This is a genomic window from bacterium (assembly GCA_030647555.1).
GTDB lineage: Bacteria > Patescibacteriota > Andersenbacteria > UBA10190 > CAIZMI01 > CAIZMI01.
Window position 1 is genome coordinate 149,399 of the sequence record JAUSJG010000008.1, and the last position, 18,127, is coordinate 167,525.

Below are 18,127 nucleotides of genomic sequence, written 5' to 3' on the forward strand. Positions count from 1 at the left end.
GTGTCGTACGAGAAGAGAAATTAGTTTTCTCTTCCGTTGGTCATCAATTCCGTTTTATTTTTAGAAAACAGAAGAATTTGTTTCTTCTCGCTTTATGTCCGGCGTTAATGGACTGTTCTTTTGGAGCTCCTCTATAATATCTGGCTCAAACCTCTTAAGGCCGGAGAATAAATGAGGAAATTTATATATGCGAAGTTGGCAAGTATGGATATACGCTAACGATTGGCGACTGCTGGGTTTAGTCGAAGCAGAGAGCAAAGAAGAAGCCGCGAAAAAGCTCGGTTTTGACCGAGTTCTGCCAGGTGGGCGTCTCTTCAACTCCAATTTTTGCTTTGCACACAAATACCAGCTGAATCCGAAAAAGTGGTGTCATGACTGGCTTTCTCAGGTTCAAGTGTTTTTGAAGGATCCGCCAACAAGACTCTTGGACGACGAGAGTTTGCATGAAATGTTGGCTGGAGAATTCGAATGGATATACGCATTTGGACGTGAAAGTGCAGGTATGCAACCACTCAATTCGGATAAGTGGTAGCTCGCCAATCATAATAGCGCTGGAGTTTGCGGAACAAAAGCAAACTATGCTTTGTCGGAAGAGGCAAATCTTGGCAAAGCATTCCCCGAGTAACAGCGCGAATAAAATCAAGGGGAAGTTAAGCAGTCGCTCAACTGCTTATGCGCGAATAGAAGAAGGCGCATAAAAAGGAATGAGCAAAGTGTTACACAACGGGCTGAGTCTTGTTTCACAAGTTTCGGCCCAAATTCATTTCAATCTTTGGGAATATTTTTATCAGTGACCGACCCAGGCGTACTGGGACGGTCACTGATAAATACTATTAAAGATTGGTGTGAATTTACCAGTTTCGAAAACCAAAGGGAGATTGTCATGAATATGAATTGCTTCGCCCGGTTTTTCCTGGGCACCCCGCGGCGTTTTCTGGCCAGTGCGATTTTCGCCGTCATTGGGATGGTGATTGTCCACTTTCAACCGGGGTTGGTGTATCGGTCCGCCGATCGACTGGCGTGCGAGTGCATGCCGGTGATCAAGGCCGTCCTGACCTGCGTCATCGTCTTAGCCGGCTTTCGGATGATTGTCGCTGGCGGACGTGGTCGCGTCGGAGGCGGACGGCACTGACCACCGGGCCGGCGGGGCCAGTTCAAACCTATTGCGACGGACAACCATAGTTGTCCGTCCTTTTAATTTTGCATAACTATTTTTATATCTCTACGCCCAATTTTTCTTTTATTACTTCTTTGATGCGATAAATATCGGCTATGATCATTTTTTGTTCTGTTCTTTACATCACCAAAATTTTATAAAACCATCGATTGTGTTCGTTAAATTTCCGAGAATGTTGTCTATGTTCGATAACTGCTTTTCAATATTATCTATTCCGGCCGATAAATCATATTTTACTTCCTGAATTTCGTCAGATAGTTTCTGGAATTTTTTATTGAGAAAATAAATGAGTTTCGCATCCATATCAATCATTATACGCTTGATAGTCCAAGTCGTAATTATTTGGGGCAATTCATGAATTGCCCCTACGCAACTCGCAAATTTCGGAAAATTTGTCCATGTACTGTTGTGCGATTTTGGGCCATGCGAAGTTTTGCATCGTGAACTCTCTGGCTTTTTTGCCAAATTCTTTTCTTACGTTTTCGTTTTGCAGAAGCGAATTGATTTTATCGGCAAAGGCATCTGCGTTTTCCGATTCGACAAGAATGCCGTTTTGGTCGTCAATAACCGCATCGGTGATTCCTTCGAGTTTTGCGGCGATTATTGGTAACTTACAGCTCGCCGCTTCCACTGCGACCAACCCAAAACCCTCGGCGTCATTTTTCACTTCAATGTTGGGCATAATGAAAAGATCAGCAGTGTTGTAGAGCAATTTAACTTTTTCTCTTGGTACATCGTGGAGAAAAATTACCTTGTTCTGCTGGTTTGTTTTTTTAATTGCCTGATCAATTTTTTCTTTTTCTGGACCATTGCCAATGACAACATAAATAATATTTTCGGGTAGTTTGGGTAAAACATTTGTGATGAACCATTCAACACCTTTTCTTTTTATCAAGCGACCAACTGTCAATAGTATTCTTTTATTGGTAATTTTGGAACCCAAATATTTTTCCAGATCATCGTGTTTGATGCTTGGTTCATAAAAAACATCCTTAATTCCCGGGGTTATTACAACGGTGTTGTTTCCGGGAAATTTTTCATTGACCAAACTGGCTACGTAATTACTGATACAAATATAGAGATCGGTACCCGAAAAAAACTTTTTTAAATACCATTGGTAAATTTTCGATGGATATAAAATATCTAAACCGTGTACTTCTACCGCAACAGGTTTTCTTGTTACTTTTTTTATCATCCAACCAATTAAACAAAGCACTGGGTCGCCAATGTGGACTACGTCATAATTTTTTGCAGTGAAAAGTCCCTGAATAGTCGCGGTCACGAAAAAAATAGGAAGAAACTTTTTTCCGTATCGATTAGTGATAACCTTTGTTCTTGTTAGTTTTCCAACTTCCGTTGTGATGTCGTAACTTAATTGTTCCATTCCGCCACGGATGGGCGGATAGGTGCGCGTGATAAATAGAATAGACGGCGCGTTATTCATCATTCGTCAATCATTCTTCATTATTCTTTTTATATGTTTCTTTGCGAGCGTGGTAAAGCAGTTCTTCAATTAGAATGCGTTGACGGCGTAGCATATCAGCCAAGAGCGCGATAGTCATCAAAAAAGTTCCCAACAAAATAAAGACGGCGGAAACAGTTACCAATGAACGGTAGGGAAAAGTTTGGCCTGTTTGAAGCCAATGAATCAAAAGAAAAAGTCCGATAAGAAAACCCGTACCACCGGTTAGTGTAGCCAATACACCAAAAACCTGAAACGGGCTGGAGTCGCGCAGTGTGCGAAAAAAAATGGCGAGCCAGCGAACACCATAAATGAAAATGTTTTTAGCAACCCGCGATTTGCCGACGGCGCGTTCGCCGCGCACTTCCAAACGAATTTCTTGAATGCGTAGTCCCTTTAGAACCGCGTCCAGAATTACTTCGTGGGTGTATGTAAAACTGCTGAAAAGCGTAAGGCGTAAAGCCGCTTCACGACTGTATGAACGATAACCGCAGGAGACGTCGGTGAAATTTCGATCGACGGCGCGGTTAACGATGTATCGCACAATTCGGTTACCGATTTTTTTTAGCATTGGCATTTTTGGATATCTTTTTGGATCGGAAAAACGGGTGCAGGTGACAATGTCGGATGCGCCGCTCAAGATTGGCGCGATTAGTTGCGGAATGTCGCCGGGATTGAATTGGCCGTCGCTATCGATGTGGACAATAATGTCGGCTTGCCTACGAAGCGCTTCTTGAATGCCGGTACGGAAAGCGGCGCCCACACCGCGGTTTTGGCCGTGAGAAACAACTGTCGCACCGAGTGAGCGTGATTTTGAAGCAGTGTCATCGGTTGATCCGTCATCAATCACGATAATTTCTTGTTCGTTAAAGCCGGCGATTGCTTTGGGAATTCCGTTGATGACTTGGGAAATCGTTGCCGTCTCGTTCAGGGCGGGAATAATGACGCAGAGCTTTTTTTGTTGGGTGGATAGCATGTGTATTAACTGAAAATTATATTATTAAAATGGATTAATGTCAATAGTAGCGTAGCTGGTTATTCTTGGATATTCGTTGTCAGTGCGCGAATAGAAAAACGGGAAAAAATATAAAAGAAACCAACGATGACAATTATGCCGGCGATTCGCGGTTCTTTTAAATAAATAAATACCTGATAAGCGGTGTGGAGAAGAATGGCAACGGCAAGGCCCTCCATGATTTCCGGATTTTTCCATGAAGTTTTAAGTTCCCATTTTTCAATTCTTCCGTCTTCCAGCGCGCGTTTGTAAATGTTGCCAAAAGCGAAGCCGACAATTCCGGCGCTAACACCAAGCAATACCGATTTAAAGATAAGACTGAAAATCAGAAAGGGGATGCTTTCTTTGGGTTCATTGGTTGTAGAAAAATAATTGATGCAAAAAAGTATGTTTTCTGTTAATCCGGCACCAAGTGCGATAATTGAAAAATAAACGATTCCATCTACAACCTGTGAAAACGAGCGTTCTTTGGCAACCAGTTTTCTGGCCAATACAAGTGTGATATAGGTGTGCGTTACCGCCACGAATGCACTGGCGATAAAAAATGAGGCTAAGCTATCTTTTTCAGAAAGGGCGTTGAATGGCAGAAATGTGCCGGACGTCACAAAAATAACCTGGAATAACATGAGTGCTCCGGCGATAAAAAACCCCATCAGCATACCGGATAGAAACAGTTTTGCGGTTAATAATTTTGGTTCCGGTTCTCCGCGATCCCACCAATAACAAACAGCGATCCAGCAGATTGGTGGCAAAATAGTTGCCAGAAGTACTAGTATGACCTCCATAGTGATATTATAGGACGAAATTCGGGTCTTGGCTTGTTGTTGAGGTTTTTAATTGCTATAATTTCAACACGTGAAAACAATGGTGGGGAAAAAATGTGTTCTGTTAACGGCAGTGGTTGTCGCAAGTTTTTTTGTGGCGATAATTCGTTCGGCAGATGCGGCGACGGTGCTTTCATTAGCAGAAATATCGTCTGAATTTCATACTGTTTATGGTCGCAATCCAACTAATGCTGAGTTGGATTATTGGAAATCACGGCGCGCGGATAAGAAAACAGCGGTGGCGATGTTGGGCGCAATGTATTCGGCCAAAGCGGAAGTAGCCAATATTGGTACTGGTACCGTAACGGCAACAGGAAAAGATTTGGCGAAGTATGTTTCTCGGGCCTTTCAAGAGGTTTACGGGCGCCTGCCAAAACCAGCGGAAAAAGCGTGGTGGGCAACGCGCGCGGTTTGTGGCGGTTTCAAAAAATATTCGGACATGATTGGTTCAATGAAGTTTCATAAAGCAAGTAAAGTGACGATGGGAGCCGGTGGTAAGGAACAGTTTTGTGCACCAAAGTCTACCTCCGAAACCGTTGGTTTGAATAGTAATTTGGGAATAAGTGGTAATAAGTCCGGGCCGTTCGTGCGAATTGGCGTTTATTTGGCGCCAAAATATGTCACTATCGGCTCATCAAATAAGTTTACTTTTCAATATAGTGGTGGAAAGAAAGTTTTTGCGTCCGGAGAAACCGTGAAGGTTGTGCTAAGCGGTGGTGATTATATCGTTACTGGTCCGAAGGGGTTCAAGAAGGCTTTGGATAATTCCCCAAAATTTGCTCCGAGTAGCGGAACAATAATGGAAGTGGTTAATTATATTGATAAGGGTGCTTCGGGTACTAACTACAATAAATTCCGCGGAAATATTATTGTGCAACGCGATAGTGCGGGGAAAGGTCTTTGGGCGATCAATGAATTAAGAACAGAGGATTATGTCAAAGGCTTGGCGGAAACATCGGACAATGCGCCAATTGCTTTTCAAAAAGCCCTGGCGGTTGCAGCGCGCACCTATGTTTTGAATCACACAACGTTGGGTGGTCGGCAACCACATAATGGTTTTGATATAACTAATACGCCAAATGATCAGTGGTATCGCGGGTATAACAATGAAAAAAATACACCGGAATTTTCCAGTTCGGTAGTGGCAACGGCCGGGCAAGTTCTTAGTTATAACGGAAAATTAATTCCCGCATTATATTTTTCCGGAAGTGATGGACGCACTCGTAGTGCGCAAGAAGTCTGGCATTCTTCAAAGTTTCCCTATTTGCAAAGCAAACCGGATCCGTATGGCGGTAAAACCTTGCGCGGGCATGGAGTGGGGATGAGCGGGGACGGCGCGGTTAATTATGCCCGCAAAGAAAACTGGGACTACAGAAAAATCCTGCATTATTATTACACCGACGTAAAACTCGAAAGAGGATATTAAGAATGGGAACAGGCTATCAGGCCGCCCATTTGGGCGAGCCTCGCCCCGATGGGCGGGGGACAGGGTAAAGGCGAATATAAATAAAAAAAACCCGGCGCGGTTGCGACGGGGGATATGGGTGTTTGTAAATTTGAGAAATATGTCAATATCCTATACCATACTAAAATGCAGGTGTTACAAAATCGACGCGTGCTTCTGCTTACAGAAGAATATCCTCCGGCTACCGGTGGAATACAAAATTATCTCTCGCAATTGATGGCGCAGCTTTCGCCTGCGCATACTTTTGTAATTACCCAAAAACGGGCTGATTCAGATGTTTGGGATCGGGAGCAAAAATATAAGATAGTGCGGGTTAATATGCACGGATTTTTCTGGCCTCGTTGGCAACCGGCATACAAAGCTTTAGAGAAGGCAGTGAAGGAATTTCAACCGGAAATAATTGTTTGCGGGAAAGCGCTATTTGAAGGACGAGCGGCGTTAAAAATTTGGAAAAAATATCAGATTCCTTATGTTGTTATGACATATGGAATGGAAGTGAATACATGGTTGGAGGGTGGGAAGACACGTCGTGATTTAAAAAATGTTTTAACAAATGCCACGCGTATTATAGTTATTAATGATCTGATCAAAAAGACGCTGATAAAATTTTTGGGGTCGGAAAAGGAAAATAAAATTGTAAAAATTTATCCCGGTGTGGGCGCGATGTTTATTGAAGAACTGAAGAAAATTAATCATTCCGATGCAAAAATAATTATTACCGTCTGTCGCTTGGTATCAAGAAAAGGCGTAGATGTTGTGATTCGGGCATTGCCGGAAGTGCTGAAAATTTTTCCACAAACAACTTATCAGATAATTGGCGATGGTCCAGAAAGGTCAAAACTCGAAGATCTTGTAGGTAAGCTCGGATTAAAAAAACAAGTAAATTTTTTGGGAAAAGTTACTGATAGTGAATTGTGGAAATCATTAAATGATGCTGATCTTTTTGTGCTTACACCGCGTGACGAGGCCGGCAATTTTGAAGGTTTTGGTATCGTATACCTTGAAGCCGCAGCGGCGGGGACGTGCGCTGTTGCAAGTCGCTCTGGTGGTGTGCCGGAGGCTGTTTTAGATGGTGTCACAGGTTTGCTTTGTGAACCTGATAATCCAAAAGACACAGCAGACAAAATAATTAAACTATTAAAAAATGACGAATTGCGAGAAAAGCTTAATGAGAATGCCCACAAAAGAGTCGTGGACGATTTCACATGGGAAAAACGCGCAGTGCTTTTTCGTGGTGTGGTGGAATCAGTGGTAACATCTAATAGGTTAAGGCAATGAGTGAACTCCGCACGACGCAAATCTGGGGCAGCTTGACCAAGGTTGTGACTTTAACACTGGGTGTTTTGCAGACTGTAATTATTTTGCATATTTTATCGCCGGCGCAGTATGGAATTATCGGAATTGTTACTGCCTTAGCGAGTCTTGTTGGTGTCAGCCAAAATGTTGGTGTAACCGACGCGACAATTCGGGAAATTGCCATGACAGATGATGTGAAACACCGTGCGCACATTTTTTGGGTTTCACTTTGGTTTAGAATGTTGTTCACTTTGCCAATTTCATTTGTGTTGGCATTGTTTGCAGGCTTGATAAGTACGTATGTCTATAAATTGCCTGATATGCAAACACTCATCTATATAATGAGCGTGGTTTTGGTTTTGCAGGGGATTCAAGGCGTGCTCGGTGGTGTTTTCTCCGGATTGCGCGTTTTTGGTTTGCTTTATGTGTTTCAAATGATTACCGCTGTTCTTAACATTATTATTTTTGCCACGCTGACTTATTTGTATGGCGTGACTGGATTTTTTATGGCGATGGTGCTATCGACAATCATCTTTATATTAATGTTGGCTTTTTATCTTCCGAAGGCGATTGGCGGACGGCTCGAACACCCGGGTAAAAACGATTTTATTATTGTTTGGAAAGATATTTTTCATACAGGATTTTGGACTTACTTGGCGCGGATTTTTTCCGTGGCATGGCAACAAGCGCCAATGCTCTTATTGGGAAAATGGACAACACCCGAAGTTGTTGGCTTATATAATGTGGCGTTGAGTTTTGGTTCGAAGCTGACTGTTTTGGCGGCCGCCATTGGTGAAGTGAATTTGGCATTCTTGAGTAATGCTTTTGCTAAAGGAAAAGAAAATTTCAAAGCATTGGCTGAAAAAACCTTGGACGAGGTAGGTGTGGTTTTATTATTAAGTGCTGGCGCGATGGCGTTGCTCTCTGATTTGTTGTTAAAAATTTTTGCCGGGTCGGCTTACGCACCTGCCTTATCTGTTACTGTCTTGGTTAGTTGGGCCTACGCTTTTTTTGCTTTCTTGGATATTTCAACCAACACGGTTTTTGTGCCATCGCGTCGTTCCCAATTACGCACACTTTCATTTGGTGTGTTAATCGTTGTAACTTTGTTGACGATGTTTGCTTTGCGTCAAAATCCGCTTATAGCCGCCGGGTGGGGTGTGTTTGTCGGCAGTACTTCTGCGGTAATTCTTGCCACAATTCTTTCACGAAAGTATTGTGAAGTTTCGATTGTGCCAAGTAAATTGATATTTGCGTTTATGTTTTCAATTATTCTTTTTGTGGGATCGCTTGTTTATCCGTCCTTGCTTCTTCGGGTGATAATGTTGATTGTTGTGGGAGCGATTATTGTTTGGGTTACTCTAGGACACTTGATTATAGGAAGATACAGGAAAGAAAGGATAAAGAATGAAGCGTGATGTAATTATTTTTGCCGGGGCGCTTTATGACAGCAAGCTTTGGACGAATCGCCAACAGATCGCGACGCGTCTGGCCGAACGTGGTCACAAGGTTTTTTACGTAGAGCCGAGACATTTTTGGTTAACAATGTTGTTGGGCCAATTTCCGGGCAGTGGCAGTCACTTACATTGGCTGTTCCGTAGTCACTGGCCCCACGAGGTTAGAAACAATCTTTGGGTTATTTCGCAATTCAATGTGATGCCTTGGTCGCGGGAAGTAAATTGGATTTCTTTACTTAACCACTGGCTAAACGCGCCAACGGTTCATCTACACGCATTTCTTAGAGGTTTTAAAGATCCGGCAATTCTCATTTATGACACAGAAGCGGCGCAATATTTGGGTCGTTTTCCCAAATCCAGAATTGTTTATGATTGTGTTGATGACCATCGTGTGCAAGCGGGGGTCAATCGTAATTCGGAAAGAGTTGAAGCGGAAGAAGTTTTGATTGCCAAGGCCGCGGATGCGATTAGTGTTACGACGGAAATATTATATGAGCGTTTTTCGAAACTGAATAAGAATGTAGTTCTTATTCCCAATGCCGCCGATATTAATCTGTTTAAAAACTTTTCGGGAAGCGAACCGGAGGATCTTAAAAATATTCCGCACCCAAGAATCGGAACGGTGGGCGCGTTGGACGTTTATAAGGTGGATTTTTCGATGTTATTTAATGTTGCCTCCAAACATCCCGAATGGCATTTTGTTTTGGTGGGGCCAGTGGAACACATTGGCGTTAGGAACGAAGGTTTGGGGATTACAAAATTGAAAGAACTTGCGAATGTGCATTTTTTGGGTGAAAAAAAGAAAGATGATGTTCCGGCTTACGTCCATAATTTCGATGTAGCAATTATTCCGTACGTGAAAAGTGATTATAATGATGCCTCATTTCCCTTGAAATTTTGGGAATTCATGGTGAGCGGAAAGCCGGTGGTGGCGACGAATTTGCCCACATTGTCGAAATACCAATACCTCTTTTCGCTGACACGCAATGAAGAAGAATTTGAAAAGGGAATCGTTGTGGCTCTTCAAGAAAATGAAAAAAATAATGTTCCTCGCATTGCCGAAGCTGAACTGCATGATTGGAGTAAACGCGTCGACGCGATAGAAAAATTATTGCAATAAAAAACCGTCCAGCGAGGGACGGGTGGGAGTCTGGTGACTGTGGAGCAAGCGCTTATGCGGGTTTTTGGGTTAAGGATTCGGCCAGCGAAAGAAAAGAGTTGCTCCAGACAACAGGGAGAAGCAGGTCATCCGTTTGGACGATGGTGACACCGCTGGTCTTCAAGTCGCGATACAACTTTTCTTCTTGAGGATTGATGGCAGACACGTTGATAACAACGGCAAAAGGAACATGGTTTGCAATGCAATGCAGAATCATTGCCAGTTGCATTCCGATATTTTTCAGTTGGGCGTCAATGATATACGCTCCAAATGAAATTTTTCCAGCGAGGATCTCATCCCACGCCTGGTACGAGTTGAGTCGTGTTACGCCCTCATTGCCAGTCAGTTCCTCAAAATTCTGTTTAGCGGTGACGGACACCGCTTCCTCATCAGTTACAAGACAGATACTTACCCTAAGTAACGCATGAATGGTATTTTCAATTGCCACTGGAACCTGTTGCCGTCGAAACAAAGGGTTGCGTATGTCCATGTTTTATCTCCCATGTTGGATGTTTTGGAAACGATCAAACGCCACGGCATTATAATTTAATAATAGAAAAAGTCAATATTTTTTTGGTTACAAGGTCGGACTGCCGAGCGGTCCGACCTTGATTGGTGGTAATTAAACGTCCAATGCGGGTCGGACCGCTAAGCAGTCCGACCCGGCCTTTAAATAAACCGAGTTTCGGATTATATTGAAAACGTGCATATCGCTCTAGACGGTTCAGACCTTTCAAGTACCAAATTCGACGGCACTACTGTTTATGTGCGAGAGCTTTTGCCGCGGTTGGCGCGTTTGTTGCATACGGCTGGTCACAAGGTGACAGTTTTTTCGCATTCGCCAATCGCACCCGAAGTTTTTGGTGATACAGCGGAAATTAATGTCACGCGCGGGCGGCGTTTTTGGACGCAGACAGTGCTTTCGCGCGCGCTTTTTCGTGTAAAACCGGATTTACTTTTTTTGCCGATCCAAACAGTCCCATTGTACCGACCGTCAAACCTGAAAGTAGTTGCGACAATTCATGACCTGGATTTCTTGGCATATCCAAAAATGTACGAATGGAAAAATCGTCTTTTATTGCGCTGGTTTTCGCGTGTTGTTGTCAGAAATGCCACGAAGCTTATTGCTGTTTCGGAATATTCGCGAAAGGAAATTATGAAATTTTATGGACGCAGTCAGAACGATATTTCTGTTGTTTACCACGGATTCGATCGAAAGAATTTTCGGCCACCGGTTTCAATGGAAGAAAAAGCGATGGCGCTAAATAATATTCAAAGAAAATATGCCATCCCCGGCAACACTGTTTTATTTGTGGGTGCGATGCAACCACGGAAAAATATTAACCGCTTAATAGACGCCTTCGAGCTGTATAAGGCGAGCGGTGACAAAGTAAATCTGGTTCTGGTTAGTGGCAATGGTTGGCGTGAAAAAGAAATTATGAAACGGATTCAAAATTCATCGATGTTAAAAGATATTCACGTGTTAAGAAAGGTGCCATATCGCGACTTAACGGCGTTGTATTGGAATGCCTCGGTTTCGGTGCTGGTGAGTATTGCCGAAGGTTTTGGTTTGCCGGTGCTGGAAGCAATGGCGTGCGGTGCGCCCGTGCTTACGTCAAACACGACAGCTTTGGCTGAAATTGCGCATGGTGCCGCGCTGTTGGTTGAACCGAAAGATGGTAACGCAACCGCGAAGGGTTTGGAAAAAATCCTTACCGATTCACAAACAAAGAAGCGTCTTATTGAGGCTGGTTTTGATAGGGTGATTAGTTTTTCTTGGGACAAGTGTGCTCAAGAAACAGCGGTTGTTATTGAAAAAGCGCTCGAAATGGTATAGTGTGATTAACCAATGAACGCATCAATAATTATCGTAAATTGGAATACCGGACCAATGTTGCGGGAATGTTTAGATTCGTTGCCTGGCGCGTTTTCAAATAATGAAGAATATGAAGTATTTGTCATTGATAACGCTTCAGTCGATCAAAGTGTCGCCATCGCCGAGGGGAGTCCGCAAAAAATTCAACTATTTAAAGTGAAAAAAAATCTGGGGTTTGCGAAAGCAAATAATATCGGAATTCGTCAATCAAAAGGGGATTACGTTATTCTTTTGAATCCGGATACAGTGGCGACGGAAGGGTGTTTTACCAAATTGATCGCGTTTCTGCAAGAAAAACCTAAAGTAGCGGCGGTTGGTCCAAGACTACTTAATGCAGACTTGTCTTGGCAACCTTCGTGTCGGAGTTTTCCGAGTGTTGGGGTGCTTGCGGCAATGTTTTTGAAACTTCCTCATTTTTTTCCAAATATGGTTGGTTATCGAAAATATCTGATGAAAGATTTTACATACGAATCGGAGACAGTAGTTGATCAAATTATGGGAGCATGTATGGTTATTCCTCGAGATATGCTGGATCGGATTGGTTTGTTGGATGAAAAATATTGGATTTGGTTTGAAGAAGTTGATTGGTGCCGGCGCGCCAAAGAGTTGGGATTAGAGATATGGTTTGCACCTGTTTCGGAAATCGTTCATTATGGCGGGGTATCATTTAAACAGGCATTCGTCCCGGTTCGGAAAGAATGGCGGTTTATGCGCTCGGCCTTGCGTTATGTACGAAAGCATATTGGAATCAGGCATTGGCTATTACTTTGCTTGATTGCTCCGTTGGGTTTGATTATTGACTCACTAACAATGATTGTATGGCTCAAGCCGTCGGCAAAAAATTCAACAAAGTAGGCGGACTGATAGAAATAGTTCTCATTGGTGTCGGTGCGCTGGCGCTCTTTTCGGCATTATTTTTTAGTGCGCAGGCGGGAATATTTATTTTGGGTGGTGCTTGGGCGGTGGCTTTATCTTGGAAATATCCTAAACAGGCATTTTGGATATTGTTGTTTTTTGTACCGCTTTTGCCGTTATTGAAAATAACGCAAACTTTGAGCGCGGTAACACCACTGAAAGATTTTATCATCGCTGCGTTATTTGTTCGGGTTGTCATTTATCCGATTTATCTTAAGCGGGACCCGTATCGTCGTAATAATGTGCTATTGCCAATAATTTTTCTTGTTTGTTATGCGGTGCTGGCCGTATTGCGCGCGGATAGTCACGTGCTTGGTATACTTCGTTTAAGAGATATATTACTTTATATTCCAATGCTTTGGATTGGTCGCGCAATGATTGTGACGCGGAAGGATTTTACTGATTTTCTGAAAATTATTTTCGGTAGTGTGGGGCTGGTTTTGGTTCTTGCGTTGGCGCAATTTATATTTTTTACAGATGGAATGGTGTTGCGGTTTGATCCTTCGGACAGTTCCTGGATTACCAGAGCATCAAGTGTTTTGGCACACCCAAATATTTTAGGCAGTTATTTGTTGTGTTTCCTGCCACTTACATTTTCTTTTTCGTTATTTAAATTTAAACCTGGCTGGAAATCAAAGATTGTGCTTTTGTTAAGTATTTTTGGCTTGATTACGGTTTACGCCACATATTCGCGTGGCGTTTGGATCGCCTTTATTGTCGGGGCTTTGTCTGCGGGCGTTTTGGTTGTATATCAAAAACGACAGTTATTTTATAAAGTTGTGTTGCCGATAATTTTAGTCGTTCTAATTTTGTTTCTTGCGATTCCCCGTACGCGCAATCTCTTACGGACAGTTGTGGATCCAACATACGCCAGCAATCAGGCTCGAATTGGAATTATGGCATCATTGGTTTCAGAAATGTCTAATGTAGACGCGCTTTTGGGGCGTGGTTTAGGTGATATTTTTGAAAGTACAGATCGAAACATCAATATCTCAATTTCCGATATTGTTGCTAATAATGTGCAGAGTGTACAAACAGCAAAGGCACAGACTTTTGTGGATGATGCCGTGTTCAAGACCTGGATTGAAACAGGACTGTTTGGTCTTTTGATTGTCGGTTGGTTGGTTTGGAACATTGTCACAAATTCCTGGCGGTTAAATGTTGGGGGAAAATCGGTGGAAGAAAAATATTTTGGCATAGCGTTGTTTGCGACAACTGTTGGTTTGTTTGTATTGTCATTTTTTCTAGATATTCCGGAAACTTTTCCGGTGGCATTGTATTGGTGGACGTTGGTGGGAGTGGGGCAGGCGGTGCCGTGCTTAAAGAATGATGAATAATGATTATTGAATGATGAATACTCGCGGTGTTGCGACAAAAAGTCTCAATGGCGCTTGAAGGAGAATACGTGTCGTTGCCAGAAGTAGTTTGTCAATAACCGTTATTTGTGGCTAAATATAGAACAGAACATCAAATGAAAGCCCATATCCAAATTGTTGGTTGGAATCATTACCATTACATCGGTACGTGTATTTTGTCGTGTCAAAAACAGACCGTTTCGGTACCGATTATTTATATTGATAATGATTCAAAAGACGAGTCGGTGGCATATATTAGAAAGAATTATCCGGATGTTGTGATTGTTGAAAACAAGGAAAATCGTGGGTATGCCGGTGGTCACAATGATGGTTTTAAAGTAATTAGCGACTCGGAAGTGGTTATCTGTCTTAATCCGGACGTTGTTCTGGAAAAAGATTTTGTCGAAAAAATATTGCAAAAATTTGAATCAGAAGGAAAAGTGGGTGCGGTGGTTCCGCTCTTGTTCCGCGGAAAATCGCGGGACAAGGAAGGCAAGATGCGAATTGTTGTTGATTCCTACGGGACAAGGTTACGAAAAAATTTGAATGTGGAAAATATTTTGGAAGGAGAGTTTTGGGAGGAAACTACTGCTAATCAGGGTCCGACCCTGTCTGCAGGGACGGACCCTGGCGCAACTAATTCGTTGCCACAACCTTGGGGTTTTACGGGTGCGGCGGTGGCTTTTTCCAGAAATGCGATTAACGACCTGAAAGACGAAAAAGGAAATTTTTTTGATGAGGATTTGCATTCCTACCGCGAGGATGTGGATATATCATGGCGTTTGAATCGAAAGGGCTGGAAAATTGTGGGTGCGTCGGATGTGCGGGCTTGGCACGCGCGCGTGGCGCGCAAAGGCGAAATGAAATCGGCAAATATTGTTCGCCTGTCGTGGCGGAACTATTTTCTGGTTGTTATTAAAAATGTCTCCACAGAAATGATTAAAAAGAACTGGTTTCCGTTCGGCGTGCAGATATTGGCGCGTATTGGTCAGTTTGTGGTTACGCCACAACTCTGGGGCGGTTTGGTGACGTTTTTAGGGCTTATTCCTTTATTTCTCAAGAAGCGCAAACGGGCGTTAATATAGGAGTTACACTCAAATGCCTAAATTTTCCATTGTTATTGTGAATTTTTATTCCGGCCTTCTTACAAAGGCTTGTATTCAATCGGTACGAAAGACGTATGCCGGTTCTGATTATGAAGTAATGGTGGTGGATAATGATTCTAAAGATGATAGTCGCGAGATCCTTACTTCGGAGATTGATAATATAAAGGTGAAATTTACCGGAAAAAATCTTGGTTATGCCAAGGCGGTAAATATCGCGCTACGGGAAACGACCGGCGAATATATTATCTTGCTTAATCCGGATATTATTGCGTTAAAAGGAGGTATCGCTGAATTGATCAAATTTATGGATGAAAATCCTAAGGTGGGAATTGCTTCCGGTCAATTAATAAATCCCAACGGGAGTGTTCAAGACTCCAGTTTTCGTTTTTATAAACCGATGACGATTTTGTATAGACGTACATTTTTCCGTTATTTGCCTCTTGCCAAGCGTCATTTGGATAAGATATTTATGCGCGATGTGGATTTTACAAAGAATCAGAAAGTCGATTGGGTTCTGGGGGCTTGCATGTGCATTAGACGATCGGCTGTAGAAAAAGTTGGTCCGATGGACGAACGCTTTTTTCTCTATTTTGAGGATATGGATTGGTGCCGTCGATTTTGGGAGCAGGGCTTCGAGGTATGGTATGTACCACAAGCCCGATTCGCACATTATCACAAAAGAGAGTCGGCACAAGAACAGGGGGCATTTGCTTTTCTTAATCCCGTGGCGCGGATTCATATCGCATCGGGAATAAAATATTTTCTAAAATACCGGAAAAAAAATGGAGCTTCATAAAATCGCCGTTCAGGGTTTTGAAGGTCCGCTTAATCTTCTTTTGGCGTTAATAGAAGAAGAAAAGCTTGATATTAATCGTGTCTCGTTAGCCCAGGTTACAAACCAGTATTTGGAAATTTTGCGAGGGTTAACCAACCAATCTCCGGAAGCAATCGCGGATTTTTTGGTCGTCGCGGCGCGGTTGATTTTGATTAAATCGCAACGATTAATGCCACAGTTTGAAATAACTCCCGAGGAAGAAAAAAACATTATTTCGCTGGAAGAGCAATTGCGAATTTATCAGCAGTACAGAGAACGGGCAAAATTATTACAGCAACTTTGGTTAAATAAAAATTCATTATTTGCTCGGGAAAGCTATTTGGGGATAATGGTTTCGTTTTATCCACCACCCAATTTTACGGTTTTAAATTTGCAAGAATTGTTGCAAAACGTCGTAAGGACACTACCTGTTACGGAAAAAACAAAAGATGAAGCTCTCGCTAGGGTAATTTCCTTAGAACAAAGAATTGATGAAATCAAAGATAGAATTAAGAATGTGGCAGTAACATCATTTAGAGAGGCGGTAAGTGGTGCAAAAAAAGCGGACGTAGTCGTTTCTTTTTTAGCGCTACTGGAATTGGTGAAGCAACAAATTGTTTCGGTTGAGCAACAAGACTCATTTCACGATATACTTATTCATAACAATAATATTCAAAACAATGCCTGACGAAATTACACCGGAAGAAGTTGCATCGGCCATTGAGGCATTATTGTTTATTTCGGGCGAACCGTTGGATGTAAAAACTATTACTTCTTTGTTGGAGTGTGATGAAGAACGTACCAATCTGGGGCTGGACGCGCTTACGGCAAGGATTTCTGTTGCCGGTGGTCTTAAATTATTGCGCGCGCCGGAAGGTGTTCAGCTGGTTACGAGCGATAAACAAACTCAATTGGTTGATCGTTTCCTCAAGCGCGGGACGCGGGATCAACTCTCTCCGGCCGCGTCGGAAACGCTGGCAATTGTCGCTTATCGTGGTCCGATTCATCGCGCTGGCGTAGAGGCCATTAGGGGTGTTAATTGTTCTTTTACCTTGCGTTTGCTGGCCATGCGTGGTCTCGTAGATCGTTTTTCCAGTGAAAAGGATAGTCGTATCTTTTTGTATCGTGTAAACGCGGAATTTTTACGTCATCTGGGCTTAGTAAAAATCGAGGATCTTCCCGATTATCAAAATTTCAGGCAACATGAGGGAATGACTAATTTGGAAAAAATGGCCGATATTGCCGTCAATAAACCACCGGTTGAAGAAGAAACAAAATGATCGCTCAAATTTTGGCATTATTTATGGGGTCTTTATTGAGTATCCCCGCACCACAGACCCTTAATGGTCCAGGGCAATTACTTACGGCAGTTTTTCCCGAGGGGCGAGTCCTTTCCGCGCAAACGGAAATTCGTGAAGGTTCTCCTGTTAGAAAGAATGATTCCGTCGATGTGAACGTAACCGCCGATTCGTATGTGGTTGTTGATGTCGGTTCCGGTTCCGTAATATCGGCGCGAAATCCTTCCGCGGTGCATCCCGTGGCCAGTCTTACAAAATTATTGACAGCCTTGACTGTAATGCAGAACGCCGACTTAAAAGATGAAGTGATTGTTGGATTAAATGCTGTGAAAGCGGGAAAAAGTGGGTCGGATATGAAATTGAAAGTTGGTGAAAAAATTAAACTCCAAGATTTGTTGGCAGGATTGTTAATAAATTCCGCGAATGACTCCGCCGTTGCGCTGGCGGAACACGTTTCGGGTACGGAACCAAAGTTTGCCGAAACAATGAATAAAGTGGCGCAGAATTATGCTCTATCTCGTACGCATGTTATGAATGCGACCGGTTTCGACAATAAACAACATTTTTCATCATCATATGATATGGGCTTACTGCTTCTTTACGCGTGGCGTGATCCTGTGTTGGGGGTGTATCTACGTTCATCCGCACTTACCGTAAGTTCAATTGACGGAAACATTCAGCATAAACTCAAGACAACAAATCGCTTGCTTGGCGAAAGAACGGATATTTTGGCGGGAAAAACCGGCTTCACCGATGCTGCGGGGCAAAGTTTGGCGATTGTGGCGGAAAATGAGACGGGACACCCCGTAATAGTTGTGCTTTTGGGGAGCGAGGACCGTTTCGGCGAAGCGGATAAGTTGCTGGATTGGACGTTCCGCACTTTTAGTTGGCCGGAAAATAAATAACTT

19 protein-coding genes are annotated in these 18,127 nt (G+C 42.9%); 14 read left to right on the forward strand and 5 right to left on the reverse strand.

Translation table 11 applies throughout. The features are described 5' to 3' along the window. Positions 1–187 precede the first annotated feature (187 nt). Together Q7S57_02750 and Q7S57_02755 are read left to right on the forward strand one after the other, a co-directional pair. The gene (locus tag Q7S57_02750; protein MDO8512167.1) at positions 188–532 is read left to right on the forward strand and encodes a hypothetical protein; all 345 of its coding nucleotides are present in this window, start codon (positions 188–190) and stop codon (positions 530–532) included. A 351-nt stretch (positions 533–883) separates the two neighbouring features. Further along, positions 884–1,132, forward strand: coding sequence for a hypothetical protein (locus tag Q7S57_02755; GenBank protein ID MDO8512168.1), 249 nt, complete (start codon positions 884–886; stop codon positions 1,130–1,132). A gap of 168 nt (positions 1,133–1,300) precedes the next feature. On the opposite strand, the gene Q7S57_02760 is transcribed toward Q7S57_02755, so the two are convergent. From Q7S57_02760 to Q7S57_02775, 4 genes are read right to left on the reverse strand one after another with little or no spacing between them, the layout of a single operon-like run. Then, the gene (locus Q7S57_02760) at positions 1,301–1,489 is read right to left on the reverse strand and encodes a hypothetical protein (GenBank protein ID MDO8512169.1); all 189 of its coding nucleotides are present in this window, start codon (positions 1,487–1,489) and stop codon (positions 1,301–1,303) included. Positions 1,490–1,529: 40 nt separating this feature from the next. Beyond that, positions 1,530–2,624, reverse strand: a complete 1,095-nt coding sequence (locus tag Q7S57_02765) for a glycosyltransferase family 4 protein (protein ID MDO8512170.1) — start codon at positions 2,622–2,624, stop codon at positions 1,530–1,532. Between the two features lie 7 nt (positions 2,625–2,631). Further along, positions 2,632–3,615, reverse strand: a complete 984-nt coding sequence (locus tag Q7S57_02770; GenBank protein MDO8512171.1) for a glycosyltransferase family 2 protein — start codon at positions 3,613–3,615, stop codon at positions 2,632–2,634. Positions 3,616–3,674: 59 nt separating this feature from the next. Next, positions 3,675–4,439 carry a PrsW family glutamic-type intramembrane protease gene (locus tag Q7S57_02775; GenBank protein MDO8512172.1) on the reverse strand — a complete coding sequence of 255 codons (765 nt, stop codon included), beginning with the start codon at positions 4,437–4,439 and terminating at the stop codon, positions 3,675–3,677. A gap of 79 nt (positions 4,440–4,518) precedes the next feature. Here Q7S57_02775 and Q7S57_02780 point away from each other — a divergent pair, with 79 nt between their 5' ends. The 4 genes from Q7S57_02780 (at position 4,519) to Q7S57_02795 (ending at position 9,816) form a co-directional block, all read left to right on the forward strand. After that, complete coding sequence (locus tag Q7S57_02780) at positions 4,519–5,904, forward strand: SpoIID/LytB domain-containing protein (protein MDO8512173.1); 1,386 nt, start codon at positions 4,519–4,521, stop codon at positions 5,902–5,904. 165 nt (positions 5,905–6,069) lie between these two features. Beyond that, positions 6,070–7,221 carry a glycosyltransferase family 4 protein gene (locus tag Q7S57_02785; GenBank protein ID MDO8512174.1) on the forward strand — a complete coding sequence of 384 codons (1,152 nt, stop codon included), beginning with the start codon at positions 6,070–6,072 and terminating at the stop codon, positions 7,219–7,221. After that, positions 7,218–8,657 carry an oligosaccharide flippase family protein gene (locus Q7S57_02790; GenBank protein MDO8512175.1) on the forward strand — a complete coding sequence of 480 codons (1,440 nt, stop codon included), beginning with the start codon at positions 7,218–7,220 and terminating at the stop codon, positions 8,655–8,657. Before Q7S57_02785 ends, Q7S57_02790 begins: the two co-directional genes overlap by 4 nt. Continuing rightward, the gene (locus Q7S57_02795) at positions 8,647–9,816 is read left to right on the forward strand and encodes a glycosyltransferase (protein MDO8512176.1); all 1,170 of its coding nucleotides are present in this window, start codon (positions 8,647–8,649) and stop codon (positions 9,814–9,816) included. Before Q7S57_02790 ends, Q7S57_02795 begins: the two co-directional genes overlap by 11 nt. 52 nt (positions 9,817–9,868) lie before the next feature. Here Q7S57_02795 and Q7S57_02800 read toward each other — a convergent pair whose 3' ends face one another. Further along, positions 9,869–10,345 carry a hypothetical protein gene (locus Q7S57_02800; protein MDO8512177.1) on the reverse strand — a complete coding sequence of 159 codons (477 nt, stop codon included), beginning with the start codon at positions 10,343–10,345 and terminating at the stop codon, positions 9,869–9,871. 213 nt (positions 10,346–10,558) lie between these two features. Here Q7S57_02800 and Q7S57_02805 point away from each other — a divergent pair, with 213 nt between their 5' ends. The 8 genes from Q7S57_02805 (at position 10,559) to Q7S57_02840 (ending at position 18,124) form a co-directional block, all read left to right on the forward strand. Continuing rightward, positions 10,559–11,692, forward strand: a complete 1,134-nt coding sequence (locus Q7S57_02805) for a glycosyltransferase family 1 protein (protein ID MDO8512178.1) — start codon at positions 10,559–10,561, stop codon at positions 11,690–11,692. Positions 11,693–11,704: 12 nt separating this feature from the next. Further along, a complete protein-coding gene (locus tag Q7S57_02810) occupies positions 11,705–12,586 on the forward strand; it encodes a glycosyltransferase family 2 protein (GenBank protein MDO8512179.1) in 882 nt (293 codons plus the stop codon). After that, positions 12,550–13,983 carry an O-antigen ligase family protein gene (locus Q7S57_02815; protein MDO8512180.1) on the forward strand — a complete coding sequence of 478 codons (1,434 nt, stop codon included), beginning with the start codon at positions 12,550–12,552 and terminating at the stop codon, positions 13,981–13,983. The genes Q7S57_02810 and Q7S57_02815 overlap by 37 nt, the downstream gene beginning before the upstream one ends. A gap of 107 nt (positions 13,984–14,090) precedes the next feature. After that, positions 14,091–15,086 carry a glycosyltransferase family 2 protein gene (locus Q7S57_02820; protein MDO8512181.1) on the forward strand — a complete coding sequence of 332 codons (996 nt, stop codon included), beginning with the start codon at positions 14,091–14,093 and terminating at the stop codon, positions 15,084–15,086. A 13-nt stretch (positions 15,087–15,099) separates the two neighbouring features. After that, on the forward strand, positions 15,100–15,903 hold the full coding sequence (locus Q7S57_02825) for a glycosyltransferase family 2 protein (protein ID MDO8512182.1): 804 nt from the start codon (positions 15,100–15,102) through the stop codon (positions 15,901–15,903). Continuing rightward, positions 15,890–16,609: a segregation/condensation protein A gene (locus tag Q7S57_02830; protein ID MDO8512183.1), complete on the forward strand. Its 720-nt coding sequence runs from the start codon at positions 15,890–15,892 to the stop codon at positions 16,607–16,609. The genes Q7S57_02825 and Q7S57_02830 overlap by 14 nt, the downstream gene beginning before the upstream one ends. Beyond that, a complete protein-coding gene (locus Q7S57_02835; GenBank protein MDO8512184.1) occupies positions 16,602–17,201 on the forward strand; it encodes an SMC-Scp complex subunit ScpB in 600 nt (199 codons plus the stop codon). The genes Q7S57_02830 and Q7S57_02835 overlap by 8 nt, the downstream gene beginning before the upstream one ends. After that, positions 17,198–18,124 (forward strand): serine hydrolase, encoded by a 927-nt coding sequence (locus Q7S57_02840; protein ID MDO8512185.1) that lies wholly within the window; start codon positions 17,198–17,200, stop codon positions 18,122–18,124. Before Q7S57_02835 ends, Q7S57_02840 begins: the two co-directional genes overlap by 4 nt. Positions 18,125–18,127 lie beyond the last annotated feature (3 nt).

Excerpts from the sequence above, each read along its gene's own strand:
- Q7S57_02750 (MDO8512167.1), top strand. The coding sequence starts at position 188 with ATGCGAAGTTGGCAAGTATGGATATACGCTAACGATTGGCGACTGCTG.
- Q7S57_02755 (MDO8512168.1), top strand. The coding sequence starts at position 884 with ATGAATATGAATTGCTTCGCCCGGTTTTTCCTGGGCACCCCGCGGCGT.
- Q7S57_02760 (MDO8512169.1), bottom strand. The coding sequence starts at position 1,489 with ATGATTGATATGGATGCGAAACTCATTTATTTTCTCAATAAAAAATTC.
- Q7S57_02765 (MDO8512170.1), bottom strand. The coding sequence starts at position 2,624 with ATGATGAATAACGCGCCGTCTATTCTATTTATCACGCGCACCTATCCG.
- Q7S57_02770 (MDO8512171.1), bottom strand. The coding sequence starts at position 3,615 with ATGCTATCCACCCAACAAAAAAAGCTCTGCGTCATTATTCCCGCCCTG.
- Q7S57_02775 (MDO8512172.1), bottom strand. The coding sequence starts at position 4,439 with ATGGAGGTCATACTAGTACTTCTGGCAACTATTTTGCCACCAATCTGC.
- Q7S57_02780 (MDO8512173.1), top strand. The coding sequence starts at position 4,519 with ATGGTGGGGAAAAAATGTGTTCTGTTAACGGCAGTGGTTGTCGCAAGT.
- Q7S57_02785 (MDO8512174.1), top strand. The coding sequence starts at position 6,070 with ATGCAGGTGTTACAAAATCGACGCGTGCTTCTGCTTACAGAAGAATAT.
- Q7S57_02790 (MDO8512175.1), top strand. The coding sequence starts at position 7,218 with ATGAGTGAACTCCGCACGACGCAAATCTGGGGCAGCTTGACCAAGGTT.
- Q7S57_02795 (MDO8512176.1), top strand. The coding sequence starts at position 8,647 with ATGAAGCGTGATGTAATTATTTTTGCCGGGGCGCTTTATGACAGCAAG.
- Q7S57_02800 (MDO8512177.1), bottom strand. The coding sequence starts at position 10,345 with ATGGACATACGCAACCCTTTGTTTCGACGGCAACAGGTTCCAGTGGCA.
- Q7S57_02810 (MDO8512179.1), top strand. The coding sequence starts at position 11,705 with ATGAACGCATCAATAATTATCGTAAATTGGAATACCGGACCAATGTTG.
- Q7S57_02815 (MDO8512180.1), top strand. The coding sequence starts at position 12,550 with ATGGCTCAAGCCGTCGGCAAAAAATTCAACAAAGTAGGCGGACTGATA.
- Q7S57_02825 (MDO8512182.1), top strand. The coding sequence starts at position 15,100 with ATGCCTAAATTTTCCATTGTTATTGTGAATTTTTATTCCGGCCTTCTT.
- Q7S57_02830 (MDO8512183.1), top strand. The coding sequence starts at position 15,890 with ATGGAGCTTCATAAAATCGCCGTTCAGGGTTTTGAAGGTCCGCTTAAT.
- Q7S57_02835 (MDO8512184.1), top strand. The coding sequence starts at position 16,602 with ATGCCTGACGAAATTACACCGGAAGAAGTTGCATCGGCCATTGAGGCA.
- Q7S57_02840 (MDO8512185.1), top strand. The coding sequence starts at position 17,198 with ATGATCGCTCAAATTTTGGCATTATTTATGGGGTCTTTATTGAGTATC.